This window comes from Streptomyces sp. NPDC051219, assembly GCF_040682335.1.
Taxonomy (GTDB): domain Bacteria; phylum Actinomycetota; class Actinomycetes; order Streptomycetales; family Streptomycetaceae; genus Streptomyces.
Map to the genome: position 1 here is coordinate 207,465 of NZ_JBFBAS010000006.1, position 23,899 is coordinate 231,363.

Genomic DNA, 23,899 nt, shown 5'->3' on the forward strand with positions numbered 1-23,899 from the left:
CCAGGGTATGCAGCCGGGTCGCATGATGAGATATGGGTTTCGAAATATGGACACGGCCCATGTCGGCGCCGGGCGGGACTACCGCAGGACCACCGGGGTACCCGAGCGCCATGGATATGAATCTCTCGGAACAGGTCGCACAGGTCGTCCGGGACACGATCAAGGACGAACTGCGCGAACAGACCAGGAAGCAGCGTCGCTCGGCACGCCTGTACGGAGGGGCCGGTGCGGCAGCCCTGTACGGCGGGGCGGCTGCCACCGCCTTCCTCCTACTCGTACTGGCCCTGGTCCTGCCCGGCTGGGCCGCCGCCCTCGTCGTCGCGATACTGCTCCTCGGCGCGGCCGAGATGATGCGGCAGGCGGCGCGCCCCGGCCGCACCGGCTCGCCCGCCCCGGCCGAAGCCTCCGGGCTCGGCGCACAGCCCGCACCCCCGGCGCCCCCCGCTCCGCCCGTCCCGCCCACCGGCGGCGCACCGCTCGCCCCACCGCCGGTACCCCCGGGCGGCTCACCGGTGAACCCGGAAACCCCGCGCCGCGCCGGCTAGCAGGTGTTTGGCCCCGGTGCGCATGGGCACCGGGGAGTCACACTGCCGACCTCTGAGAGGCATCGTGAACCGACCCCGTGTTGTCATCGTCGGAGCCGGATTCGCCGGCTACCAGGCCGCCCGTACGCTCTCGCGCACTCTGCGGGGCAAGGCCGAGATCGTACTTCTGAATCCGACCGACTACTTTCTGTATCTGCCCCTCCTGCCCCAGGTAGCCGCGGGCGTCCTTGAACCGCGGCGGGTGACCGTCTCCCTCCCCGGCACGCTGCCCCGGGTGCGGCTCGTGCTCGGCGAGGCCGGCCACGTCGACCTGGCCGCGAGGCGGGTGCACTACACCGATCCCGAGGGCGGGACCGGCGACCTGACGTACGACCGGCTCGTCCTTGCCGTCGGCAGCGTCAACAAGCTGTTGCCGGTCCCCGGTGTCGCCGAGTACGCCCACGGCTTTCGCGGCATGCCCGAAGCGCTCTTCCTCCGGGACCATGTCACCCGCCAGATCGAAATGGCGGCGGCGACGGGTGACGCTGCAGAGTGTGCGTCACGCTGCACCTTCGTGGTCGTCGGAGCCGGGTACACCGGCACCGAAGTGGCGGCGCAGGGCCAGATGTTCACCGACGAGCTGGTTCGCCAACAGCGTGCCTGGCGCGAAAGGCTGCGGCCGCGATGGCTGCTGCTGGACATCGCCGACCGGGTCCTGCCGGACCTGGACCGCCGGCTGTCGACCACCGCCGACCGGGTGCTGAGGGAGCGCGGTGTGGACGTCCGGACCAGGACCTCCGTCAAGCACGCCGGCCCCACCGGCGTCATGCTGGACGACGGCGAGTTCATCGACACCAGGACCCTCGTCTGGTGCGTCGGCGTACGACCCGATCCGCTGGTGTCCGAGCTGGGTCTGCCCGTCGAACGGGGACGCCTCGTCGTCGATCCACAGCTCGGTGTGCCCGGCCATCCCGATGTGTTCGCCTGCGGTGACGCGGCGGCGGTACCCGATCTGACCCGCCCGGGCCAGTTCACCCCCATGACGGCACAGCACGCGAGCCGGCAGGGCAAGGTGGCCGGCCGGAATGTCGCGGCCTCGCTCGGACACGGCGAGCGGCAGACGTACGAACACCACGACATGGGATTCGCCGTCGACCTGGGCGGAGTCAAGGCGGCCGCCAATCCGATGGGTGTACCGCTGTCCGGCCCGCTCGCGGGTGCCGTGACCCGCGGCTACCACCTGGCGGCCATGCCGGGCAACCGGGTGCGAGTGGCCGCCGACTGGATGCTGGACGCAGTGCTCTCGCGCCAGGCCGTGCAACTGGGTCTCGTGCGCGAGTGGTCGGTGCCGCTGGACACGGCCTCGCCGGAACTCGCGCACGCGCCGGGCGGACCCGACCGTAAGGAGTGACATGCGCTACGAAGAACTGGCCGAACTGGGACAGCAGTTGCGCGTCGACGCGGTACGCGCCGCCGACGCGGCCGGGTCGGGGCATCCGACCTCCTCCATGTCGGCCGCGGACCTGGCCGCCGTACTCCTTGCCAACCATCTGCAGTACGACTTCGACCGGCCCGACCATCCTGGGAACGACCGGTTCATCCTCTCCAAGGGCCATGCCTCCCCACTGCTCTACGCCCTCTACCGGGCCGCCGGAGCCATCGACGAGGAGGAACTGCTCACCTTCCGAAAGCGCGACAGCCTGCTCGAAGGGCACCCGACCCCCCGGCTGCCCTGGGTCGATGTCGCCACCGGCTCCCTCGGACAAGGCCTGCCCATCGGTGTCGGCGTGGCGCTCGCGGGCAAGCGGCTCGACCGCATCCCGTACCGCGTCTGGGTGCTGTCCGGGGACAGCGAGATGGCCGAGGGATCGGTCTGGGAAGGCGTGGAGCACGCCGGGTACGAGCACCTCGACAACCTCACCCTGCTGATCGACGTCAACCGGCTCGGACAGCGTGGGCCGACGCGCTACGGGAGCGACCTCCACGCGTACGCCCGCAGGCTGCGCGCCCACGGCTGGCACACCGTCGAGACCGACGGTCACGACGTCGAAGCGATCGACACCGCCCTCAACGAGGCCCGCTCGACCCTCGGACAGCCGACCGCCGTCATCGCGCGGACCATGAAGGGCCGGGGTGTCGCCGCCGTCGAGGACCGCGAGGGCATGCACGGCAAGCCGCTGCCCGACGCCGAGGCGGCGATCGAGGAGCTCGGCGGGCGCCGCTCCATCCGGGTCGAGGTCCAGCGCCCGCCGGACGTCCGGGACCCGCACACCATGGGCGCCGGCCGGCCGGATCTGCCGCGCTACGAGATCGGCGACTCCGTCGCCACCCGCAACGCCTACGGCGAGGCGCTCGCCGCACTGGGCGCGGCACGGCCCGACGTCGTGTCGCTCGACGGCGAGGTGAGCGACTCCACACGCGCGGAGTTCTTCGCCAAGGAGCACCCCGAGCGGTTCTTCGAGTGCTACATCGCCGAGCAGCAGCTCGTCGCCGCCGCGGTCGGCATGCAGGCGCGGCGCTGGGTTCCGTACGCCTCGTCGTTCGCCGCGTTCCTCACGCGCGCCCACGACTTCGTACGGATGGCGGCGGTCAGCGACGCGGACATCAACGTCGTCGGCTCGCACGCCGGCGTCTCGATCGGCCAGGACGGCCCCTCCCAGATGGGCCTGGAGGACCTGGCCATGTTCCGCTCCGTCCACGGCAGCACCGTGCTGCACCCGTGCGACGCCAACCAGACCGCCGCGCTGGTCGCCGCAATGGCCGACCTGGCGGGGGTGCGCTATCTACGGACCACCCGGGGCGAGATGCCGGTTCTCTACGGCCCGGACGAGGACTTCCCGGTGGGCGGCTCCAAGGTGCTGCGCGCGGGGGAGGACGACCGTGTGACGGTCGTCGCGGCCGGGGTGACGGTCCATGAGGCGCTCAAGGCCGCGGAGTTGCTGGAGGGCGAGTCGATCGCGGTGCGGGTGATCGACCTGTACTCGGTCAAGCCCGTGGACGCCGAGACCCTGTACGAAGCGGCGGGCGCCACCGGCTGCCTGCTGACCGTGGAGGACCACCGGCCGCAGGGCGGGATCGGCGATGCCGTCGCCGAGGCCTTCGCCGACGGGCGGCCGATGCCGCGGCTGGTACGGCTGGGCGTGAACAACATGCCGGGATCGGCGACCCCGGAGGAGCAACTGCACGCGGCGGGTATCGACGCGGACTCGATCGCGGCGGCGGTACGGCTGCTGGTCGGCCAAGCGGTCGTACCGTGACCGCCGGCCGGGCGAGCGGTCCTTCGGTGACCGCCCGCGTGGCGCGCGCAGACGGGGCCGTAGAGGCGGCCCGCTCCGGTGCCCGGGCCACGGCCCGGGCACCGGAGCGCGTCCGGGCAGGCCGTCGTACCGTCACGATCCACCGGCCGGACAAGGTGCTGTTCCCCGACGACGGCCTCACCAAAACCGACCTTGTCGGCTGCTACCGTGACGTCGCGCCCTTCATGCTGCCGCACCTGCGGGGCCGCCCGCTGATGCTGGAGCGGTATCCCGACGGCATCGCCGGCCCCCACTTCATGCAGAAGGACACACCGGACAGCTATCCCGACTGGATACGGCGGGAAGAGGTCCCCAAGGAGGGCGGCACCGTCACGCACACCGTGTGCGACGACGCCGCGACCCTGGTGTTCCTCGCCGACCAGGCGTGCATCACCTTCCACCGCTGGCCGTCGCGAGCGGACCGGCTCGAGTACCCGGACCGGCTGGTCTTCGACCTCGACCCGCCGGAGGACGACTTCGACTCCGTACGCCGGGCGGCCCGGCACCTCGGCGCGTTGCTCAATGAACTCAAGCTGCCCTCGGCGCTGTTGACCACCGGCTCGAAGGGCCTGCACGTCATCGTGCCGCTGGACCGCCGCACCGGCTTCGACGGAGTTCGCGAGTTCGCCGGAGACGTGGCCGAAACGCTCGCCGCCCGCGATCCGGACGCGCTGACCACCGCGGTACGCAAGAAGGACAGGGCAGGCCGGCTCTACCTGGACGTCCAGCGCAACGGCTACGCCCAGACGGCCGTGGCGCCGTACTCGGTACGCCCCCTGCCCGGCGCACCGGTGGCCACACCGATCAGCTGGGACCAGTTGGAGGAGACGAGTCTCACAGCGCGGCGCTGGACCGTCGCAGACGTCCTCGAACAGGCTCGCACCAACCCCTGGGCGACCGTGCTCGGTCGGGGCCGCTCGCTGGGCCCGGCCGGCCGCCGGCTCGCCGCGTTGCGCCGGCCGCGAGGGACCCGCCGGGTTTGACCTCGGCGATCGGGGCAACCCGATCCGTCGAGGCACTCATGGCAAACACATCAGAGAACGCATCGCGGAAGAATCAGAATTCGGCGGACAAGCAGCCGGGTTCGGTGGAGGTGCTGCGCGCCGCGCGCACCCAGTTGGCCGAACTCACCGGCATGACCGCCGAAACGGTCACGTCCTTCGAACGCTCGGAGGACGGCTGGACGTTGGTGGTCGAGGTACTCGAACTCGCCCGCGTCCCCGACACGATGAGCCTGCTCGCCTCGTACGAGGTCGACATCGACCCGCACGGCGAGCTGACCGGCTACCGACGGGTCCGCCGCTACGAACGCGGCCGGGCCGACAACCGGTCCTGAAACCAAGGAGGGCACTACGCAATGACTGTTGTCCCAGCACAGCAGGGTGGGGGCTCGGGCGGCACCAGTGGCCTGTACGACGTACTTGAACTCGTCCTCGACCGAGGGCTCGTGATCGACGCGTTCGTCCGCGTCTCCCTCGTCGGCATCGAGATCCTCAAGATCGACATACGCGTTGTAGTCGCCAGCGTCGACACCTATCTCCGCTTCGCCGAGGCCTGCAACCGGCTCGACCTCGAAGCGGGCCCGCGCAAGAGCCCCGGACTCCCCGACCTCGTCGGTGAGATCACCGAGTCCGGCGCGCGCGGCAAGTCCAAGGGCGCCCTGTCCGGCGCCGCGGAAACCGTCTCGAAGGCCTTCCAACAGGCCCGCGAGGAGAGCGAGACCGAGTCCAAGCCGCGCGCCCGCCGCACCGCCACGGCCCGCCGGAAGGAGGAGCAGGAATGAGTACCTACATCTACGGAATCGCGCGGGATTCGCACCCCAGCCTCCCGGAGAAGATGGGCGGAGTCGGCGACCCGCCGCGGCCGGTCCGCGTCCTGTCGCAGGGCAGGCTCGCCGCCCTGGTGAGCGACGCGCCCGAGGACCTCAAGCCCAAGCGGCGTGACCTGGTCGCGCATCAGAGCGTCCTGTCGGAGGCGGGCGCGGCCGGCGCCGTGCTGCCCATGCGGTTCGGCGGCATCTCGCCGGACGACGAGACGGTCGCGGCGGTGCTCGCCGAGCGCGAGGATCACTACCTGGAGCGGCTGGCGGCCCTCGACGGCAAGGTCGAGTACAACGTGAAGGCCACGCACGACGAGGAATCCGTCCTCCACCAGGTCCTCGCCGACGACCCGGAACTGCGGGCGCTCAGCGCGGCCAACCAGGCCTCCGGCGGCGGAAGTTACGAGCAGAAGCTGCGCCTCGGCGAGCGGATCGTCGCCGCTGTGCAGCGGCGCGAGGCCCGGGACGGCACCGCGGTGCGACAGGCTCTGGAGGGCGTCGCCGCGGATGTGTGTCCCGGCCCGCAGAGCACAGGCTGGCTGGCGAACGTCTCGTTCCTGGTGGAGCGGGAGCGCGCCGACGAGTTCGTGGCCCAGGTGAGCGAGCTGCAGCGGGGCAATCCCCAGCTCGTCCTGCAGGTCAACGGGCCGCTGCCGCCCTACAGCTTCGTGGAGTAGCGGCCATGGGCCTGCTGGGAGAGCTTCTGCTGCTGCCGGCGGCACCGCTGCGCGGCACCCTCTGGGTACTGCGGCGGGTGGTGGACGAGGCGGAGCGGCAGTACTACGACCCTTCGGCCGTGCAGCGCGAACTCGCCCTCCTCGAGCAGCGACTCGAGGCCGGCGAGATCGACGACGCCGAATTCGACCGCCGCGAGGACGAGCTCCTCGAGCGGCTGCAGAGGAACGGGACGAGACAGATATGAACAACCGGCTGGTTCTGGGGCTCGCCGTGGGTGCGGGTTATGTCCTAGGACGTACGAAGAAGGCGAAACTCGCCTTCGGGATCGGCACCCTGGTCATGGGTAAGCGGCTGCAGTTGAATCCGAAGGCGCTCGCGGAGTTCGCGACGGCACAGCTGCAGAACAACCCCCAGTTCAAGGAGATCGGCGACCAGCTGCGCGAGGACATGCGCGGCGTGGGCAGGGCGGCCACCGGCGCCCTGGTGAACCGGCAGCTGGAGGGACTGGCCGACCGCCTGCACGACCGTACGCGGGGTGTGCAGGACCGGATCTCCGGGGCGGTGCCGGACACGCCGGACCTGCGGGGCGCCGACGACGAGGCCCAAGACGACGGCGAGGAGGAGTACGAGGCGGAGCCGCGGGAGGAGCGTGAGCGGCCCGCACCGCGGAAGAAGGCGGCGGCCCGCAAGACCGCTCCCGCCCGGAAGGCGTCTGCCAAGGCGTCTGCCAAGGCGCCGGCCAAATCGGCGGCGAAGCCGGCCGCCACGACGGCCCGGCGCACGGCCGAGCGTTCCTCCACCGAGCAGAGCTCCGCCAAGAGCCCGGCCAGGAGCAGCGCCAAGAGCACCGCGAAGGGGGGCCGGGGCCGTGCCTGACACGAAGAACCTTCTGGACCGTCCGGCCACCGACCGTGTGAAGGAGGAGCTGCGTGCCTATCTGCTCGCCCAGGCCGAACGGCTGCTCACCGGGGCCGGCCGCAAGCTCGGCGAAAGCACGGTCAAGCTCAATGACATCGCCGAGGGCCGCATTCCGGGATTCGCCAAACTCGCGCTCGACGGCGGCCGGAAGCTCGCCGAAGGCAAGGGCCCGGTCCGCGGCGCCCTGGAGGTCGGCGCCTCCCACCTGAAGGACAACGTCGTGGACGCGTTCAAGGGGCTCGGAGGCAGGCGGAAGAAGGGCGGTGGCGGCCGGAAACCCACCGTCATCATGGAGTTCATCGACGTCGGGGTCCCGGTGCGCCAGGCGTACGACCAGTGGACCCGGCTCCAGGAGTTCTCCTCGTTCGCCAAGGGCGTGAAGAGCGCGAGCGTCGCCGACGACACCACCTCGGACTGGGACCTGAAGATCTTCTGGTCCAGCCGGAGCTGGAAGGCGCACACCACCGAACAGGTGCCGGACGAGCGGATCGTCTGGACCTCCGAGGGGGCCAAGGGCACCACCAAGGGCGTCGTCACCTTCCACCCGCTGGGCGAGAACCTCACCCGGGTGCTGCTGGTCATCGAGTACTACCCCAAGGGGCTGTTCGAGAAGACGGGCAATATCTGGCGCGCCCAGGGCCGACGCGCCCGCCTGGACCTCAAGCACTTCGCCCGGCACATCTCGATGCGCGGCGAGGCGGAGGGCGGCTGGCGCGGCGAGATCCGGGACGGCGAGGTGGTGCTCACGCACGACGACGCCGTCGCGGAGGAGCAGCGGGCCGGGGAACTGCCGGACGGCGAGGGCGAAGCGGAGTGGGAGGACGAGCCCGAGGCGTACGCGGACGAGGTCGCGGAAGAGGGCGCGGAAGGGGACGCCTACGAGGAGGAACCCCGCGACGTGCGCGACGAGGAGCGGCGGGAACCCGACGAGGCGCCGGCCGAAGAGGACGAGTACGAGGACGAGTACGAAGGCGAGTACGAGGACGAGGCCGCGGCCACTGAGGAGGACGCGGACGAGGACACGGAGAAGCAGCGCGAGTACGCCGCCTCCGGGAACCGCGGTCGCCGATGACGACCGCGAGCCGCCTCCCCGACCCCTACGGCTCCGCCGACGGCAGCGCCAACCTCGCGGACATCCTCGAGCGCGTTCTCGACAAGGGCATCGTCATCGCGGGTGACATCCGCATCAATCTCCTCGACATAGAGCTGCTGACCATCAAGCTCAGGCTGATCGTCGCCTCCATCGACAAGGCCAAGGAGATGGGCATCGACTGGTGGGAGGACGATCCGGCCCTCTCCTCCGGCGCGCGCCGCCGCGAACTCGCCGAGCAGAATGCCGAGTTGCAGCGCCGGGTCGCCGAGCTGGAGGAGGCCGCCGGCCACCACGAGCGCAAGGACCCCGCATGAACGAACTGCGCTATGTGTACGCCGTGACCCGCCCCTTCGAGGGCGTGCTGCCCGACGGCACGTGCGGCCTCGACGGTGAGCCGCCCAGGCTGCTCCACCACGACGGCCTGGTCGCGGTGGTGAGCCCGGTGCCCGCGGAAGACTTCGACGAGGTCCCGCTCCGCGCGCACCTCGAGGACCTCGACTGGCTCACCGGAACCGCTCGCGCCCACCAGGGCGTGGTCGCCGCCCTCGGCACCGTCACGTGCCCGCTGCCCCTGCGGCTGGCCACCGTCTGCCACGACGACAGCGGCGTACGACGGTTGCTCGACTCCGGGCGCGAGCGCTTCACCGCCACGCTGGAGCGGCTGGACGGCCGGGTCGAGTGGGGTGTGAAGGTTTACGTAGATCCGGACCCGGAACCCCGCGGGCGGCCGCGCGCCCCGGAGCCCCCCGCCACGGGCCGCGACTATCTGCGCCGACGGCTCCAGGAGCGGCGGTCGCGCGAGGGCGACTGGGCCAGGGCCGACGCCCTGTCGAACCGCCTGCACGGTGAACTCGGCCGGCACGCGGAGGCGGGGAAGCTGCACCGGCCGCAGAACGCCCAGCTCTCCGGGGCGCCGGGGACCAATGTCCTCAACGCCGCCTACCTGGTACCGCGCGAAAGCTGCGAGACCTTCGTCGGACACGTCCGGCGGCTGACCCCGCAGCAGCCCGGCATCCGCGTCGAACTGACCGGCCCCTGGGCGCCGTACTCCTTCGCCGATCTCCCCGGTCTCCCCGCAGGGGAGGCCGCACGATGACCGGCGCGACGGAGGTCTCGCCGCTGGCCCGGCGGGAACTGGCCCTCGTGGACCTGCTGGACCGGCTGCTCGCGGGCGGCGTCGTCATCACGGGTGACGTCACGTTGCGGATCGCGGACGTCGACCTCGTACGCATCGACCTCAACGCCCTGATCAGCTCGGTCGGTGCCCAGGTCCGGTCCCCCTGGGAGGAGGCCGTATGAGTGAGCACGAGCAGGGACCGCGCCGCCGCGTCGAGCTGGACCCGGACACGGTCGAACGCGACCTGGCGAAGCTGGTGCTGACCGTGGTGGAGCTGCTGCGTCAGCTCATGGAACGGCAGGCGCTGCGCCGCGTGGACACCGGGGAGCTCACGGAGGAGCAGGAGGAGCGGATCGGGCTGACGCTGATGCTGCTCGAGGACCGGATGGACGTCCTGCGGGAGAAGTTCGGTCTGGAGCCCGGAGACCTCAATATCGACCTCGGTCCGCTGGGGCCGCTGCTGCCCACCGAGCGCTGACAGGCCGGCAGGCTGTCAGCACGGGCGCCCATCAGCCCCGGATTCCCTCAGAGCAGCAGCGGGCGGTACACCGTGAGCGCCTCGTCGGCCTTGTCGATCAGCAGCTCGTCCGGTGCTGTCGCTACTTCTCCGTCGTACGCGAGAAGCGTGCCCGGCACGATACCGGAGATCCGCAGCCGCCGCTGCCGCACGGCGGCGTGGACGGCGGAGCGGCTCAGCGGACCGGCCAGCGCCGCGGCGAGCAGCCGCAGGCCGGGCAGGCGGCCGCCGTGCACCACACGGACGTCCAGCAGGCCGTCCGCCAGGTCGTACCGCCGGCCGGGGGTCGGGCCCATCCGCTGGTAGATGCAGTTTCCGGCGAACAGCAGCCACAGCGCCCGCCGCCGTCCGTGGAACTCGGCCTCCAGCGGATGCTCGCCGCGCAGCACCTTCAGTGCGGCCAGCACGCCGGCCGGCCACCCGCCGATCCGCGGTGACCAGCGCTCGCGGATCCGTACCAGCTCGGGATAGACGCCCAGGCTGAACGTGTTGAGGAAGTACCCCGGCCCGTCGGCGCCGCCCGGACCCGGTGTGAAGCGGCCCAGGTCGACCTTGACGGCGTCACCCGTGGCCAGCGCCCGGCAGGTGTCGTGCACCTCCTCGATACCGAGGTCGTACGCGAAGTGGTTCAGCGTGCCGCCCGGGAACACCGCGAGCGGCACCCGGTGCCTGGCGGCCACCTCGGCGGCCACGTTGACGGTTCCGTCGCCGCCGCAGATACCGAGCGCCCGGCACCGCCGGGCCGCCTGCTCCAGGGTGGCGGTGATGTCCTGCGGCTCGCATTCCAGCACCTCGGCGAGGGGGAGCGCGTCCTGTACCAGGCCGGCCCGCGCCGCCGCGGATCCCGAGCTCCGGTTGACAACCACCACCAGGTCCTTGCCGCCGGGCAGCGCCGGCGCGTCCGCGTGCGGCCGCCCGGGGGCGGGCAGCTGCTCCCGCGTGGGTACGAGTCCCCGTACGGCGAAGGCCGCACCCACACCCAGCGCCGCACCCACGATCACATCGCTGGGATAGTGCGCGCCGGTGTAGACGCGGGAGACGGCCACCGCGGCGGCGAGCGGGGCGACGATCGCGCCGAGGGCCCTGGACTCCAGTGCGACGCCGGTCGCGAAGGCCGCGGCCGAGGCGGAGTGCCCGGAGGGGAACGACGTGGTGATGGGCTGCCGCTTCAGCTGGCGCATCAGTGGCACCGCGTCCAGCACCGGCCGGGTCCGCCGCACCGAGCGCTTGGCGACGGTGTTGATGGTGGCGGAGGCCAGCGCCAGCGAGGCGACACCGCGCACCGCCGCCCGGCGTGCCCGCGTACTGCCGCCCAGCGTGCCGATGGCGGCCGCGGTGGCGAACCACAGCAGCCCGTGGTTGGCGCTGTGGCTCAGCCGCGGCAGCACGGGATCCGTGCCGGGCCAGTGGCGGGTGGCCACCGCGTGGAAGACCCTGCGGTCCCAGCCACTGAGCAGCTCCAGAATCCGGGCGGGCTTCGCCCCGGGCGGACCCTGCGTGATCTCGTGCGACATGGCACGCGCGTACCCGGGCCGGACGGCTTCGAAAACTTCCGGGTATTTCGCCCCCTGCGGGTACCCGCAGAGTGGAGTACCCACACGAACGGGAGGCTCGTCATGGAGGACACGGAGCGCAGGCACGGTGGTGTGGACCCGGCACGGCTCGAGGAGCAGGATCTGCTGCGCGAGCTGGAGACCATCCACCGCACCCGGCACGACACGCTGCTGCACGGGTCGCTGGACGCCCTGCACGCACACAACATCCGGATGGCCGAGCTGGAGGGCGAGTACCTGCGCCGCCACCCCGACCGGCCCGCGGCCGAGGGCAGAACTCGCGAGGGTGCCCGCGCCCGGCGACAGTGAGTTGTATGGGACCTTCGGGAAGTGGACTCCTCGCCCGGCACGCCGAGGCACTGGCCCTGTTCACCGAGCGCGTGCACGCGGTGCGCCCGGACCAGTGGGACGCCCCCACGCCCTGCGCGGAATGGTCCGTGGCCGATCTGGTCAACCACCTCACCGTCGAGCAGCTGTGGGTTCCGCTGCTGGTGACCCAGCGCCGCACGGTGGAGGACGTGGCCGACGCGCTGGAGGGGGAGGTTCTCGGTGACGACCCGGTGACCGCCTGGGATGCCGCCGCGACGGCAGCCCGGGAGGCCTTCGGCGCCCCCGGCGCGCTGGCCCGCACCGTTCACCTGTCGTACGGCAGAACCCGGGCGTCGGCCTACTGCGCGCAGATGACCGCGGACGCCGTCGTCCACGCCTGGGACCTCTCCCGCGCGATCGGCGCGCCGGAGCGGCTTCCGGACGCTCTGGTGGACTTCACCGCCGAGGAGGTGACCCCGTACGCCGGTGGTCTGGAGGCGACCGGCCTGTTCGCCGCCCCGGTCGAGCCGCCGCCCGGGGCCGACGCACAGACCAGGCTCCTCGCCCTCCTGGGCCGCCGCGTCTGAGCTTCTTCAGGGGAGCGGCACACCCTCTTCGGGGGGTGGGCGGAGGAGGTCGGGCGGGCCGGACTACCGGAGCCCGTCGGGTGACTCCGGTGCCGCCCGGCTGATGTCGGCCAGTACCGAGTGCGGGTCCTGCGCCTCCGCGAGATCGCCGATACTCACCACTCCGAGCGGACGGCCGCCTTCCACGACCGGGAGCCGCCGTACGGCGTGGCGGCGCATCAGCCCCACCGCCGTCGACACCTCGTCGTCCGGGCCCACGCACACCGGGTCCGGGGTGCACACCGACTGCGCGTTCACGGTGAGCGGGTCGAACCCGTCCGCCACGGCGCGCAGTGCGATGTCCCGGTCGGTGACCACTCCGATCAGCCGGTCACCATCGGCGACCAGCACATCCCCGATGTCCTGCGAGCGCATCAGCTGCGCCGCTTCGACGAGCGAGGCGTCGGGCCGTACGGCAGCGACGCCCGGCGTCATGACTTCCCTCACGTACTGGGCCATGGGGGGTCCGCCTTCCCTGTGGGTGCTTGCGTGCGTCGGGTATGACTCCGCCCGCAGTACCCGTGGGAAGCGGGCCTACTCCTCCGGAAGCGCCCTCACCATGTCCTCCACCGTGCGGTAGGTGCGGTCGGGCGGCAGTTGGGCCACGAGGTCCAGCAGCCGGTCGGGTGCGTGACGCTGGTCCAGGGTCCGCAGCAGTTCCCGCCGGTGGGCAGGGAACGGGGTCCGGGCCAGGTGCCGGGCCAGCTCGAAGCGCAGCCCGTCGGTCTCGCTGGTGGAGCCCGGCCGCGGCACCGGCCCCGAGGCGACCTCGGGGTCGTCCTCGGCGAGGGGCTCGGGGTCGTTCCACTCCTCCGTCCGGGTCGGGTGGCCGGAGCGCAGCAGCCCCTGCAGCTGGTGCTTCATCTCATCGTCCTGGCGCCGGCTGAGCCGGGCGCTCCCTCGTTGCATGAGTACCTCCAAGGTTCGGGAGTGTGATGCGCGTACCCGGTGACGCAGCCGCAACACGGATGTTTGGTGCCATTGGGGCGGGGCACCCGTTGTCCCGGCCGAGCGGCCATGAGCATGCAAGGTGTTGTGAACGGCCGGCCGAGGCCGACCCCACGGAGGTGAGGATCATGGCGGTGTCCCCGGAGCCCTCGGTGGGCGAACTCGTCAAGCAGGCGTCCGAGCAGCTCAGCGATCTGGTGCGGGAGGAGCTCGCTCTCGCCCGCGCCGAACTGAAGGACAAGGGGCGTCGGGCCGGGCGAGGAGGAGGACTGTACGGCGGCGCCGGAATCATGGGCCTCTTCGCCTTCCAGGCGCTCGTGGTCGCCGCCATCGCCGCGTTGGCGCTGGTCATTCCGGTCTGGGCCGCGGGGCTGGTGGTGGCCGGGCTGCTGGCGGTCCTGGCGGCGCTGCTCGCCCTGCTGGGCCGGAAGGAAACCCGCCGGGCGACGCCGCTCGCCCCGGAACGGACCGTCGAGAGCGTACGGGCGGACATCCACGAGCTGAAGGAGAGGACCCACCGATGAGCAAGCCCACCGAAGATGCCCAGATGAGGGTGGAGGAGGCGCGCTCCCGGCTGGGCGCCACGGCGGAACAGCTGGCGGCCAAGGCCGACGTGAAGGCGCGCACCCAGGAGAAGGCCGCGGAGGTCAGGGCTCACGTGCAGGAGACGGCCTCGAAGGCGGTGCACGCGGTCCAGGAGCACACCCCCGAGCCAATCCGCCGCCACCCGGGGCCGCTCGTGGCCGCCGCCGGGGGAGCGATCCTGCTCCTCGCGGTGGTCCTCGGCCGGCGCCGGAACGCGCGTGCGAAGCGGCCGGTCTGGCGGTGCCGGCGGTGCTGACGGCGCGGCCATGACGACCACGCCGATGTGAGCCGCAGTGGCCGGGAACCCGGATGACGGGGTTCCCGGCCACTGCGGTGTGTGCGGCGTGTGCGGCCCCTGTGCCGGGCTCGTTTGAAGCGCTCGTCCCCGGGAACGCGCCCATCGTGCTTCGGACCGGAGGCACGTCCGTGGGAGCGGCTCGACGCCCCCGGGGCGCGCCCTCGGCCCTGTCCGCGTCCGCTGCGGCCCTCCCACGGTGACAACCATCCGTAAGCACCGCTCAGGGAGTTGCCACACATGCGCACTCACGCGACCGCGAAGCACCCGCACGACGACGCGCCCGATACCGCAGAGGCCTTCCGGCGGCTGTCCGTACTGCCCCAGGGCCCGCACAGGCAGGCACTGCGCCAGGATCTGGTACGCGCCTGGCTGCCCATGGCGGACCGGCTTGCCGGCCGGTTCCGCAACCGCGGCGAGTCCCTGGAGGACCTGCGTCAGGTGGCCGCCCTGGGCCTGGTGAAGGCCGTCGACCGGTACGACCCCGACCGCGGCGCCGCTTTCGAGAGCTTTGCCGTGCCGACCATCACCGGCGAGGTCAAACGCCACTTCCGGGATCACATGTGGACGCTCCACGTCCCCCGCCGCATCCAGGAACTGCGCAACCGGGTCCGCGTCGCCCTCCAGGAACTCGCCCAGACGGTGTCCGGCCGCGCGCCCACCACCGCCGAGATCGCCGCCCACGCCGGTATGACGGAGGCGGAGGCGACCGCGGGGCTGGAAGCCCTGGAGAGTTTCACCGCGCTCTCCCTCGACGCCGAACTGCCCGGCAGCAACGACGGGTACAAACTGAGCGACGCGCTCGGCGGCCCCGACCCCGCGCTCGATGTCGTCCTCGACCGCGAGGCCGTCAAGCCGCGGCTGCGCCAACTCCCCGAACGCGAGCGCAGGATTCTCTACATGCGCTTCTTCCGCGACATGACGCAGAGCAGCATCGCGGAGGACCTGGGCATCTCACAGATGCACGTGTCCCGGCTGATCAGCCGCTGCTGCACCCGGCTGCGGGACGAGGTGATGCGGGACGAGGCGACGGCGGACCGCCCGGCGCACGACGAGATCATGAAGGACGCCGCATAGCGAGGGCGATGTGACGCGACATCATGTCCATGGCCTGCCCCTCGGCCATCGAGAAGGCGCGTCGCGAGCCGGTACGGAACAACGTGAGCACCCCCTGCACGGGGCCGGGTCCGGCCGCGCCCGTGTCCGCCGGGACGGTTAGCGGTACGCACAGCAGCGAGGTGACCTCGGCCCGGACGAGCAGCGAGGCGCCCGAGGCGTCGCTGCCGAAGGCGTCCGGGTCCTCGGGGCGCACCTGGAGGGCGGCCGAACCGCCGCGCGCGGCTTCGACGACGAGCGGGCAGTCGGCGGGGTCCTGCCCGTTGAGCGAGCGCAGTACGGGTATCGCCGCGTCGTCCGCGGGTCCGAGTACGGCCGTACGGACCGGCGGGCCGCTGCCCGCGTCCGCGACCACCCAGTCGGCGAACCGTCTGTGCAGTACCCCCGCCGCGCGGTGCAGGACCGCCTCCCGGCCTCCGGCCGCAGCGCGGAGCAGGGCCGCGGCCATGGCGTCCACGAGGTCCATCAGTTCGGCGTGCCGTGTCGCCTCGGCGAGGTCGGGCCCCGGCGTGAGCCGTCCGCCGGCCGGCACGGTGGACGGCGCCGCGCCCGGGGTTCCGGCCTGGAGCACGACGAGGACCGCCATGTGCGGTTCGCCCGGCGGGCGAACCGCGGTGAGGGTGGCGCGCAGCGGCACGTGCGGCTGCTGCTGGAGATGTACGACGAGGCTGCGGTCGCCCTCGCCGCGCGCCACCGCGGCGGCCTGGGAGCGGAACGCGGCCCGGTCGCCCGGGGTGAGCACACCGGCGAAGGGCCGTCCGGTCGCGTAGCCGGCGCGTACGCCGGTCAGCCCGGTGGCGGCGAAGTTGATGCGGCGTACGACCGTCTCACGGTCCACCAGCGCGACGGGCAGCGGATGGCGCTGGAACAGGGCCTTCAGCAGTTGGAGTTCCTGCCGCTCGGCGGCGGGCACGGCGGCCCGGCCGGCGGCCAGCCGCTCAAAGCCCGGCCACAGGGTGTCCGCCACGTGCTGGAGCTCTATCAGCGCGGCGTCCAGTACGGAAAGCCGCTTGTCCGGCGGCAGGGAACGTGCCTGGGCCAACTCGCCTACCCGCGTCCGGAAATCCGCAAGTTCTTCACCGAATTCGTCCAGCTGTGCCATGCGAGAAAGCTAGCCGGTCGAGCCGTTTTCCGGGGATGGGGCGGGGAAGCCGGGAAAGAGAAGGGAGGCACCCCGCCATGCGTGCCGAGCAGGAGTTCTCAGGATCCCAATCGCCCTCCTCGCTGCGGAAGTTGTCGGAGCTCGCCGAGCAGTCCGCCCGCTGCACCCTCGCCTGCTGCGGCGCGGTCGCCACCGTGACGGACGGCAGCGCGGACCGGCCCGCAGCCACCCATCCCGACCTGGCGGGACTCGTAGCGGTACAGCTGGCGACCGGTGAGGGGCCGGTGCCGGCCGCCCTGGACGCCGGTGAGCCGGTGCACACCGAAGACCTGCTGGACGAGGACCGCTGGCCCGAGTACCGGGCTGCGGCGCTGGACTCCGGTGTCCGGGCGTGTGTGACTCTGCCGTTCCGCCGGGCTGGGCTGGCGGTCACCATCAGCCTGTTCAGCTTCCGCCCCGGCACACTCGGCGCGGCGGCCCACGGCCCGGTCACCGTCCTCGGCGACATGGCCGCCGCGGGAATGGTCCGCGACCGCCGCTACATGGCCGCCCTCTCCGAGGTCGGCCAGCTGGAGAACGCGCTGCGCTCCCGCCCGGTCATCGACCAGGCCAGCGGCATCCTCATGCACGTACTGGGCTGCGGCGCGGACGAGGCCTTCGCGACGCTGCGGCGGATCTCCCAGCGCACCAACCGCAAGCTCGCCGACGTCGCCGAAGCCGTCGTACGCACCCGGGGCCTCGGCCTGGAGCGGGATCTGTCCCTCCTGGCCGAGGGCCCATAGGAGCGGCAGGCGGCGCCAAACCCGTCAAACATACGTATAAAGGGCTCAGGGGCCCGGTCGGCTCCCCGTGACACGACCCGGGCGGCGTGACCCGGAGCCTGGAGGTGGAGGCATGCAGCCGACGGCGTCCGAAGGCCGCGGCCCCGTCCGGTACGGGCCGCCCGCGCCCGGGCCCGACCTGCCCGTCCTGCCGGACCTGGCAGCGGTGCTCGCCGCCGCGGCCGGACGCGCCGCCCCCGAACCGCCCGGCGGCGGTGAGCCCGTCCGGGAGGCGGCCTGCGGCTACTGGCGCCGCCGTGGCCTGCCGGCCGGACCGGACCAGGTGGCCGCCGCCCCCGGCGCGCCTCCGCTGCTGCTGGCCATGGCCGCCGCACACGGCGGGGACGTCCTGCTGCCGCGCCCGTGCCCCGCCTGGTGGACCCCGCAGGTCAGGCTGCTGGGCCGGCCCTCCTACCACGTACCCACCCCGGCGGAGTGCGGCGGTGTGCCCGATCCGTTCGCGCTCCTGGAGACGATCCGCCGGGTCCGCGCGGAGGGCGGGGAGCCACGTCTCCTGCTCCTGTCCGTCGCCGATGACCCCACCGGGACCGTGGCCCCGCCCGAAGTCCTGCGCGAGACCTGCGAGGCCGCCGTCTCCGAGGGGATGGCCATCATCAGCGACGAGACGTGGCGCGACACCGTGCACCAGCCGCAGGAAACCGTGCTGGTCAGTCCGGCCGAGACCTTCCCCGACGATGTGACCGTACTGACCGATCTGGCGGGTGCCCTCGCGCCGGCGGGCTGGCCCGCCGCCGTGGCCCGTTTCCCCGCCACCCGCAGGGCCGCCGCGCTGCGGGCCCGCACCCTCGACATCCTCACCGCCGTCGGCGCGTTCTGCGCCGGCCCGGTCGCCGAGGCCGCCGCGTACGCCCTCCGTGAACCGCGCACCGTCACCGACCGGGCCGCCTCGGCCTCGGCCCTGCACGCGCGCGTCGCGGCCGCACTCCACCACGCGGTCCTGGTCTCCGGTGCGCTGGCCCGCCCCCCACAGGCCGGCCGTCACTTCTACGCGGACCTCCACCCGCTGCGTTCCGGTCTGGCGGCCCGCGGGGTCAGCGACTCCATGGATCTGGAGGACTATCTGACCCACCGCCTGGGCTCGCCCGTTCCCGGCGGCCACCGGTTCGGCGACGAACTGGGCGCTCTGCGCGTACGGCTGGCCACCGGGCCGCTGCTCGGGGCAACCGAGGAGCAGCGCATGGAGTCCCTCACCGCAGCGGATCCGCTGGAATTGCCGCATGTCTCGCGAGCACTCAGCATTTTCGGATCGGCCTTCGACGAACTGCGATGACCTGCGCCCGCCACCGAAGGGAGCCATTTCGATGACGGAACAGACGGAACAGACGGAGCAGACCGGCCGGGCGGACCGGCGCGGAGGGCGGGCGGGCGGACCGGCCGTGCCGGACGGCGGCAACGCCGCCGCGACGCACCCCGCAGACCCCGGCTCCCGGCCCGGCACCGCGTCCGGCTCCCGGCCCGGCACCGGCCTCCGGCCCGTCGGAGAGATCCGCACCTGGCCACCCTCCTTCGCCGACCGGCTCACCGCCCCGCTCCCGGGCGTCAGGGCCTTCGCCCGGCTGGCCCGCGAGGGCGACATCCGCCCCGGCACGGCCGGCCTGAACGGAATCCCCCAGCTGCCCTACGCCCCCGGCTCACTGCCGCGCGTCGATGCGGACACCGTCGCCGTCACCTGGGCCGGGCACGCCAGCTGGGTGATCCGGATCGGCGGACTCACCGTGCTGACCGATCCGGTCTGGTCCCGCAAGATCCTCGGCACTCCGGCCCGGATCACCCCGGTCGGGGTGCGCTGGGAAGACCTGCCGCCGGTGGACGCCGTGGTCATCAGCCACAACCACTTCGACCACCTGGACGCCCCGACCCTGCGACGGCTGCCGCGAACCACGCCCCTCTTCGTGCCGGCAGGGCTGGGCCGCTGGTTCCGGCGCCGCCGCTTCACCACCGTCACCGAACTGGACTGGTGGGAGGCGGCCGAACTGGGCGCCCCCGGCGGCGTGCGCTTCGAGTTCGTGCCCGCCCACCACTGGTCCAAGCGCACCCTCCTCGACACCTGTCGTTCCCTCTGGGGCGGCTGGGTGCTCAGCGACCGGACCGGGCAACGGGTCTATTTCGCCGGCGACACCGGTTACGGGCACTGGTTCGGCGAAATCGGCCGCCGTCACCCGGGCATCGACCTCGCCCTGCTGCCCATCGGCGCGTACGCCCCGCGGTGGTGGCTGCGCGACGTGCACGCCGACCCCGAGGAAGCGGTCCGGGCCTGTCTCGACCTGGGCGCACACCGGATGGCTCCGATGCACTGGGCGACCTTCGTTCTGTCCGCCGAACCGGTACTGGAACCGCTCACCCGGGTCCGCGCCGCCTGGCAGAAGGCCGGCCGCCCCCGAGAGACGCTCTGGGACCTGCCCGTCGGCGCCTCTCGGGTGCTCAACCGGACGCGTAGGTCCGCACCCGGCGCCACAGCGCCGGTGCGCCGCTGAGCAGCAGCGCCAGCGCCACCGCCGCCACCACGCCCTGCCAGGGCTCGGCGAACAGTGAGCCGCCGAGGATGCCGACCAGCCCATACGTCGCGGCCCAGGCCAGGCACGCGGGCGCGTCACCGCGGACGAAGCGGCGCAGCGGCATCTCGGCCATCAGGCATGCCACCATCACCGGAATCCGCCCGGCGGGCACCAGTCGGGACAGCACCAGCACCAGCACCCCGTGCTCCTCGAGCCCCCGCTGGGCCTGGGCGACCCGTTCCGGGGCGGCGCGGCCGCGTAGCCTGGCCAGCCACCGCGAGCCGTTCTTGGAGCGGACCCCCCGCTGCCCGAGCCAGTACAGCGCGATGTCGCCGAGGAACGCGGCGAGGGCCGCGACCCCGAAGACGAACAGCAGCGCGAACGGGAACGTCTGGTGCAGGGCGACGACGGCGGCCGAACTGACCAGCGCCCCCGTGGGCACCACCGGCACCAGCGCCCCGATGACCACCAGCACGAACAGCGCCGGCAGGCCCACCGCCTGCCGGGTCGTCTCCGGCGGTACCTGCTGAACCTGCTCCACGGCCTCCCGCAGCACTTCCGGAATCACCGGACGGCCCCCGGCCGGACGCTCTCGCCGTGGGCGAGCCGGTGCACGGCTACCGAGGGTGCGAGCCGGGCCGCGTACCGGGCGAACTCCTCGCCCGGGGAATGGAATTCGTGCGGTCTGACCGCGCCCATGCCGATCGGCCAGTACGTGCCGTAGTGCACGGGCACCGCACTGCGCGGCGCGATCCGGGCGAGCGCCTCCGCCGCGCGGCCCGCGTCGAGATGCCCGTGCCCCAGGTAGGGGCCCCAGCCGCCGACCGGCAGCAGAGCCACGTCCACGGGACCCACCTCGTCGGCCATGGACTCGAACAGTCCGGTGTCGCCCGCGAAGTACGTCCGGGCCTCGCCGCTGACCACGAAGCCGAGAGCGGGGGAGCGGTGGGGTCCGACAGGCAGCCGGCGCCCGTCGTGCCGCGCGCTCACCGCCCGTACGACTACGTCCGCCACCCGCACCTCGTCGCCGGGCGCGACCTCCGTGACGCGCAGTCCGGACAGCCTTCCCAGCCGTGGCACCGCCTGCCGCGCGCCGCGCGGCACGATGAGCCGCGTGCCGGGCGCGAGTCGCGCCAGAGAAGGCAGATGCAGATGGTCGGCGTGCAGGTGCGAGACGACCACCGCCTCGGCGACGGCGGCCTCGGGCGGCGGCAGTTCACCCCGGCGCCGGCGCAGATGCGCCAGCCGCCGGGCGAACAGCGGATCGGTCAGGACACGGACACCGGAGTCCTCGACCGTACAGGTGGCATGGCCCCACCAGGTGATCTCCACCGGCACGCACGGCCTCCTCCCACGCTGGCGCCTGACGGTACGAGCCTACGGGCCCGAGCGCCGGGGCGTGCGCCTCCTCGTGGACCGGGTACCGGAGTAGGGTCTTGCGCCTGGGCCCGGAAGAAGGGGACGTCATGGCTGATGTTCAGGTGGCTGCGATCGCCAGCCTGACACCGCTGGAAGAACTGGACAGCGATCCCTTTGTCGTGGACACACGCAGCCAGCACGCCATGTGCGCCCGCTGGGCCGCCGACAAGGGCTACGTCGTGACACGCCAGTTGCTCATCTACGGACTCCGGCCCGACCACTGCGGCCTCTGGTCGGACGTCGAGGCCGGACAGGTGGACCTGTTCGTCGCGCCCAACCACCGGGTGCTGGAACGCGCGCTGAAGTCGGTGCCGGAGTTCACCGCCGAGTGCGAGCGGCGGGGCGTGCGGCTGGAGACCGTGGGGATGGACGAGCCGGCCTACGACGCGGCGATGAAGGCGGAGGTCCACCGCCGGCTGTCCATGCCGACGGCCGGCTACGACGGCTGCTGACGTTCCGCCCGGCACCGGAGCCGGCGGCTGTGCGAGGCTGGGAGCCGGGTCCGTGCGCCTGATGCGGGCCGGACGTGAGGTGGGAAACACGTGGTCGAGGGGCGATTGCGGGCCGCCGGCAGTGCCCTCTTGCGGGTGATCGTGGTGTGGGCGGTGTCCACCGTGACCATGCTGGTGCTCGCCGGGCTCCTGCCCGACTTCCAGCTCCAGTCCGACGACGGGGACAGCCCCACCCGCATCGCCGTCACCGCAGCCTGGGGCGCGGGCGCATTCGGCCTGCTGAGCGCACTTGTCTGGCCCGTGCTCGTGCGCGCCCTGCTGCTGGTTCCCGCACTGGTGCTGGGAGTTCTGGTCTTCTTCCTCAACGGCTCGCTGCTGCTGATCGCCCTGAGGCTGATCCCGGACGGCCGCGGCGAGGCCGACGTCGAGACGGCGGTGGTCGTCGCCGCCGTCATGTCCGCCGTCGCATCGACGACCTCCACCGCGCTCGCCGTCCGTGACGACAACGCCTACCGGCGAAGGCTGGCCCGCCTCGCCCACCGGAGGCGGCGCAGACGCGGTGAGGACGGCGGGCGCAGTGACCCGCCCGGCACGGTCTTCCTCCAACTCGACGGCGTGGGCCACGAGATGCTGCTGCACGCCGTCGCGCGCGGACTCATGCCGACCGTCGCGCGTCTGCTGTCCCGCAGTCACCGCCTGACCCCCTGGCGTACCGACTGGTCCAGCCAGACGGGCGCCAGCCAGCTCGGCATCCTGCACGGCTCCAACCACGACGTCCCCGCCTTCCGCTGGTACGAGAAGGACACCGGCGACGTCATGGTGTGCAACCGGCCCACCAGCGCCGCCGAACTCCAGCGTCGCGCGATCATGCGCACCGGCGACGGCGGCCTGCTCACCGTGGACGGGGCCAGCCGGGGCAACCTGTTCAGCGGCGGCGCCGACCAACTCGCCCTGGTGCTTTCCGTCGCCGCCCGGCGCGGCCGGGCCAACCGCTCGCGCGCCGGATACTTCGCCTACTTCTCCGACCCCGCCAACGCGGTGCGTACCGCGCTGTCCTTCGTCGCCGAAGCCGGCCGCGAGATCTTCCAGTCCACCCGGTCCCGGCTGCGCGGCGACCGGCCGCGCGTGGGGCGCGGCGGCCTCTACCCCTTCATCCGGGCCTTCGCGACCGTCGTCGAACGGGACGTCGTGGTGGCCGCGGTGATGGGGGACATGCTCGCCGGGCGTGCCGCCGTCTACGCCGATCTCGTCGCGTACGACGAGGTCGCCCATCACTCCGGGCCGCGCAGCCGGGACGCCGAGAAGGTCCTGGAACGGCTCGACCGGTCCCTCGAACTCATCGTCAAGGTCGCCGAGCACGCCGCGCGCACCTACCGGATCGTGCTGCTGTCGGACCACGGCCAGAGTCCGGGAGAGAGCTTCCACAGCCAGTACGGCCTCAGGCTCAAGGACCTGGTCCGGGCCGGCTGCGGGCTCCCCGTCTCCCGCCGGGCGGGCCGCACCCACAGCGGCGCCGAGGCCCGCGCCGCCGTGCTGGCCGCGCTGCACCGGCCGGTGGAGGGGGCCAAGGAGGAGACGCATCCGGCGCGCGGCTCGGACCCGGTCGTGCTCGCCTCCGGGAACCTGGGGCTGATCTCGTTCCCCGATGTGCCGCAGCGGATGACCCGCGAGCAGATCGAGCGCCGCCATCCGGCGCTCCTGAGCACCCTCGCCAACCATCCGGGCATCGGCTTCCTGCTCGTACGCAGCGCGGAGCACGGGCCGTTGGTGCTGGGCGCGCACGGGGCGGAACTGCGACTCGACGAGGAGGGACCGGCTGACCGCGGCCCGCTCGCCGCCTTCGGGCCGGGCACGGCCGACTTGGTCCGCCGCACCGACGCCTTCCCGCACGTCGCCGACATCATGGTCAACTCCAGCTACGACCCCCGAACCGGCGATGTGCACGCCTTCGAGGAGCAGATCGGTTCGCACGGCGGGCTGGGCGGCGAGCAGGCGCGCCCCTTCCTGCTGTGGCCCGCCGAACTCTCCGAGCCGGTGCCGGACGGCGGCGAACTGGTCGGCGCGGAGCGGCTGCACCGCGTGCTGCGCCGCTGGCTGCGGGAGAGCGACGGCCCCCAGGTGCCTCTTGGAACGGTGGAGGACCAGGGAAAATCGGCTGCGGCGTAGGGGGCTTGCCGCCCACACTGTCCGGCCGG

The 23,899-nt window shown here is 72.6% G+C and carries 30 protein-coding genes; 24 read left to right on the top strand and 6 right to left on the bottom strand.

Annotated features, from left to right (window positions below):
• Nucleotides 1-110 precede the first annotated feature (110 nt).
• The 14 genes from AB0M62_RS10500 (at nucleotide 111) to AB0M62_RS10565 (ending at nucleotide 9,923) form a co-directional block, all read left to right on the top strand.
• Entirely contained in the window at nucleotides 111-545 is a 435-nt protein-coding gene (locus tag AB0M62_RS10500) for a phage holin family protein (protein ID WP_366073734.1), read from the top strand.
• Nucleotides 546-609: 64 nt separating this feature from the next.
• Entirely contained in the window at nucleotides 610-1,935 is a 1,326-nt protein-coding gene (locus AB0M62_RS10505) for an NAD(P)/FAD-dependent oxidoreductase (RefSeq protein WP_366073735.1), read from the top strand.
• Nucleotide 1,936: 1 nt separating this feature from the next.
• Entirely contained in the window at nucleotides 1,937-3,781 is a 1,845-nt protein-coding gene (locus AB0M62_RS10510) for a transketolase (protein WP_366073736.1), read from the top strand.
• A gap of 137 nt (nucleotides 3,782-3,918) precedes the next feature.
• On the top strand, nucleotides 3,919-4,803 hold the full coding sequence (gene ligD, locus AB0M62_RS10515) for a non-homologous end-joining DNA ligase (protein ID WP_366073784.1): 885 nt from the start codon (nucleotides 3,919-3,921) through the stop codon (nucleotides 4,801-4,803).
• 38 nt (nucleotides 4,804-4,841) lie between these two features.
• Nucleotides 4,842-5,156, top strand: coding sequence for a gas vesicle protein (locus tag AB0M62_RS10520; RefSeq protein ID WP_366073737.1), 315 nt, complete (start codon nucleotides 4,842-4,844; stop codon nucleotides 5,154-5,156).
• A gap of 21 nt (nucleotides 5,157-5,177) precedes the next feature.
• Nucleotides 5,178-5,603 (top strand): gas vesicle structural protein GvpA, encoded by a 426-nt coding sequence (locus AB0M62_RS10525; RefSeq protein ID WP_366073738.1) that lies wholly within the window; start codon nucleotides 5,178-5,180, stop codon nucleotides 5,601-5,603.
• Entirely contained in the window at nucleotides 5,600-6,316 is a 717-nt protein-coding gene (locus tag AB0M62_RS10530) for a GvpL/GvpF family gas vesicle protein (RefSeq protein WP_366073739.1), read from the top strand. The genes AB0M62_RS10525 and AB0M62_RS10530 overlap by 4 nt, the downstream gene beginning before the upstream one ends.
• A gap of 5 nt (nucleotides 6,317-6,321) precedes the next feature.
• On the top strand, nucleotides 6,322-6,561 hold the full coding sequence (locus tag AB0M62_RS10535; protein WP_366073740.1) for a gas vesicle protein GvpG: 240 nt from the start codon (nucleotides 6,322-6,324) through the stop codon (nucleotides 6,559-6,561).
• Nucleotides 6,558-7,193: a DNA primase gene (locus tag AB0M62_RS10540; RefSeq protein ID WP_366073741.1), complete on the top strand. Its 636-nt coding sequence runs from the start codon at nucleotides 6,558-6,560 to the stop codon at nucleotides 7,191-7,193. The genes AB0M62_RS10535 and AB0M62_RS10540 overlap by 4 nt, the downstream gene beginning before the upstream one ends.
• Complete coding sequence (locus AB0M62_RS10545; protein ID WP_366073742.1) at nucleotides 7,186-8,307, top strand: SRPBCC family protein; 1,122 nt, start codon at nucleotides 7,186-7,188, stop codon at nucleotides 8,305-8,307. The genes AB0M62_RS10540 and AB0M62_RS10545 overlap by 8 nt, the downstream gene beginning before the upstream one ends.
• Nucleotides 8,304-8,642 carry a gas vesicle protein GvpJ gene (gene gvpJ, locus AB0M62_RS10550; protein WP_366073743.1) on the top strand — a complete coding sequence of 113 codons (339 nt, stop codon included), beginning with the start codon at nucleotides 8,304-8,306 and terminating at the stop codon, nucleotides 8,640-8,642. The genes AB0M62_RS10545 and gvpJ overlap by 4 nt, the downstream gene beginning before the upstream one ends.
• Nucleotides 8,639-9,424 carry a GvpL/GvpF family gas vesicle protein gene (locus tag AB0M62_RS10555; RefSeq protein WP_366073744.1) on the top strand — a complete coding sequence of 262 codons (786 nt, stop codon included), beginning with the start codon at nucleotides 8,639-8,641 and terminating at the stop codon, nucleotides 9,422-9,424. Before gvpJ ends, AB0M62_RS10555 begins: the two co-directional genes overlap by 4 nt.
• On the top strand, nucleotides 9,421-9,627 hold the full coding sequence (locus tag AB0M62_RS10560; protein ID WP_366073745.1) for a gas vesicle protein: 207 nt from the start codon (nucleotides 9,421-9,423) through the stop codon (nucleotides 9,625-9,627). Before AB0M62_RS10555 ends, AB0M62_RS10560 begins: the two co-directional genes overlap by 4 nt.
• Entirely contained in the window at nucleotides 9,624-9,923 is a 300-nt protein-coding gene (locus AB0M62_RS10565) for a gas vesicle protein K (protein WP_366073746.1), read from the top strand. The genes AB0M62_RS10560 and AB0M62_RS10565 overlap by 4 nt, the downstream gene beginning before the upstream one ends.
• Nucleotides 9,924-9,970: 47 nt before the next feature.
• On the opposite strand, the gene AB0M62_RS10570 is transcribed toward AB0M62_RS10565, so the two are convergent.
• A complete protein-coding gene (locus tag AB0M62_RS10570) occupies nucleotides 9,971-11,476 on the bottom strand; it encodes a phosphatase PAP2 family protein (protein ID WP_366073747.1) in 1,506 nt (501 codons plus the stop codon).
• Between the two features lie 102 nt (nucleotides 11,477-11,578).
• Between AB0M62_RS10570 and AB0M62_RS10575 the strand changes: the two genes are divergently transcribed.
• On the top strand, nucleotides 11,579-11,824 hold the full coding sequence (locus AB0M62_RS10575; protein ID WP_366073749.1) for a DUF6158 family protein: 246 nt from the start codon (nucleotides 11,579-11,581) through the stop codon (nucleotides 11,822-11,824).
• 5 nt (nucleotides 11,825-11,829) lie between these two features.
• The gene (locus AB0M62_RS10580; RefSeq protein WP_366073750.1) at nucleotides 11,830-12,411 is read left to right on the top strand and encodes a TIGR03086 family metal-binding protein; all 582 of its coding nucleotides are present in this window, start codon (nucleotides 11,830-11,832) and stop codon (nucleotides 12,409-12,411) included.
• A 63-nt stretch (nucleotides 12,412-12,474) separates the two neighbouring features.
• On the opposite strand, the gene AB0M62_RS10585 is transcribed toward AB0M62_RS10580, so the two are convergent.
• Together AB0M62_RS10585 and AB0M62_RS10590 are read right to left on the bottom strand one after the other, a co-directional pair.
• Complete coding sequence (locus tag AB0M62_RS10585) at nucleotides 12,475-12,909, bottom strand: CBS domain-containing protein (protein ID WP_366073751.1); 435 nt, start codon at nucleotides 12,907-12,909, stop codon at nucleotides 12,475-12,477.
• 75 nt (nucleotides 12,910-12,984) lie between these two features.
• On the bottom strand, nucleotides 12,985-13,359 hold the full coding sequence (locus tag AB0M62_RS10590) for a DUF2795 domain-containing protein (RefSeq protein ID WP_366073752.1): 375 nt from the start codon (nucleotides 13,357-13,359) through the stop codon (nucleotides 12,985-12,987).
• Between the two features lie 167 nt (nucleotides 13,360-13,526).
• On the opposite strand from AB0M62_RS10590, the gene AB0M62_RS10595 reads away from it, so the two are divergent.
• The 3 genes from AB0M62_RS10595 (at nucleotide 13,527) to AB0M62_RS10605 (ending at nucleotide 15,355) form a co-directional block, all read left to right on the top strand.
• A complete protein-coding gene (locus AB0M62_RS10595) occupies nucleotides 13,527-13,922 on the top strand; it encodes a phage holin family protein (RefSeq protein WP_366073753.1) in 396 nt (131 codons plus the stop codon).
• Nucleotides 13,919-14,239: a DUF3618 domain-containing protein gene (locus tag AB0M62_RS10600; RefSeq protein WP_366073754.1), complete on the top strand. Its 321-nt coding sequence runs from the start codon at nucleotides 13,919-13,921 to the stop codon at nucleotides 14,237-14,239. The genes AB0M62_RS10595 and AB0M62_RS10600 overlap by 4 nt, the downstream gene beginning before the upstream one ends.
• Before the next feature lie 279 nt (nucleotides 14,240-14,518).
• Nucleotides 14,519-15,355 carry an RNA polymerase sigma factor SigF gene (locus tag AB0M62_RS10605; protein ID WP_366073755.1) on the top strand — a complete coding sequence of 279 codons (837 nt, stop codon included), beginning with the start codon at nucleotides 14,519-14,521 and terminating at the stop codon, nucleotides 15,353-15,355.
• On the opposite strand, the gene AB0M62_RS10610 is transcribed toward AB0M62_RS10605, so the two are convergent.
• Entirely contained in the window at nucleotides 15,336-16,496 is a 1,161-nt protein-coding gene (locus AB0M62_RS10610; protein WP_366073756.1) for a PAS domain-containing protein, read from the bottom strand. The genes AB0M62_RS10605 and AB0M62_RS10610 overlap by 20 nt on opposite strands.
• Nucleotides 16,497-16,573: 77 nt before the next feature.
• Between AB0M62_RS10610 and AB0M62_RS10615 the strand changes: the two genes are divergently transcribed.
• The 3 genes from AB0M62_RS10615 to AB0M62_RS10625 all read left to right on the top strand — a co-directional run bounded on the left by AB0M62_RS10615 (nucleotide 16,574) and on the right by AB0M62_RS10625 (nucleotide 19,812).
• Entirely contained in the window at nucleotides 16,574-17,278 is a 705-nt protein-coding gene (locus AB0M62_RS10615) for an ANTAR domain-containing protein (RefSeq protein ID WP_366073757.1), read from the top strand.
• Between the two features lie 112 nt (nucleotides 17,279-17,390).
• Nucleotides 17,391-18,608 (top strand): aminotransferase class I/II-fold pyridoxal phosphate-dependent enzyme, encoded by a 1,218-nt coding sequence (locus AB0M62_RS10620; protein ID WP_366073758.1) that lies wholly within the window; start codon nucleotides 17,391-17,393, stop codon nucleotides 18,606-18,608.
• Nucleotides 18,609-18,639: 31 nt separating this feature from the next.
• Nucleotides 18,640-19,812 carry an MBL fold metallo-hydrolase gene (locus tag AB0M62_RS10625; RefSeq protein WP_366073759.1) on the top strand — a complete coding sequence of 391 codons (1,173 nt, stop codon included), beginning with the start codon at nucleotides 18,640-18,642 and terminating at the stop codon, nucleotides 19,810-19,812.
• Here the strand turns inward: AB0M62_RS10625 and AB0M62_RS10630 are convergent.
• Together AB0M62_RS10630 and AB0M62_RS10635 are read right to left on the bottom strand one after the other, a co-directional pair.
• Nucleotides 19,760-20,389 carry a VTT domain-containing protein gene (locus tag AB0M62_RS10630; protein WP_366073785.1) on the bottom strand — a complete coding sequence of 210 codons (630 nt, stop codon included), beginning with the start codon at nucleotides 20,387-20,389 and terminating at the stop codon, nucleotides 19,760-19,762. The genes AB0M62_RS10625 and AB0M62_RS10630 overlap by 53 nt on opposite strands.
• An 8-nt stretch (nucleotides 20,390-20,397) precedes the next feature.
• Entirely contained in the window at nucleotides 20,398-21,171 is a 774-nt protein-coding gene (locus tag AB0M62_RS10635; protein ID WP_366073760.1) for an MBL fold metallo-hydrolase, read from the bottom strand.
• Nucleotides 21,172-21,299: 128 nt separating this feature from the next.
• Between AB0M62_RS10635 and AB0M62_RS10640 the strand changes: the two genes are divergently transcribed.
• Both AB0M62_RS10640 and AB0M62_RS10645 read left to right on the top strand, forming a co-directional pair.
• Complete coding sequence (locus AB0M62_RS10640; protein WP_366073761.1) at nucleotides 21,300-21,704, top strand: hypothetical protein; 405 nt, start codon at nucleotides 21,300-21,302, stop codon at nucleotides 21,702-21,704.
• Between the two features lie 90 nt (nucleotides 21,705-21,794).
• Nucleotides 21,795-23,870 carry an alkaline phosphatase family protein gene (locus AB0M62_RS10645; protein ID WP_366073762.1) on the top strand — a complete coding sequence of 692 codons (2,076 nt, stop codon included), beginning with the start codon at nucleotides 21,795-21,797 and terminating at the stop codon, nucleotides 23,868-23,870.
• The last annotated feature ends 29 nt before the right edge of the window (nucleotides 23,871-23,899 follow it).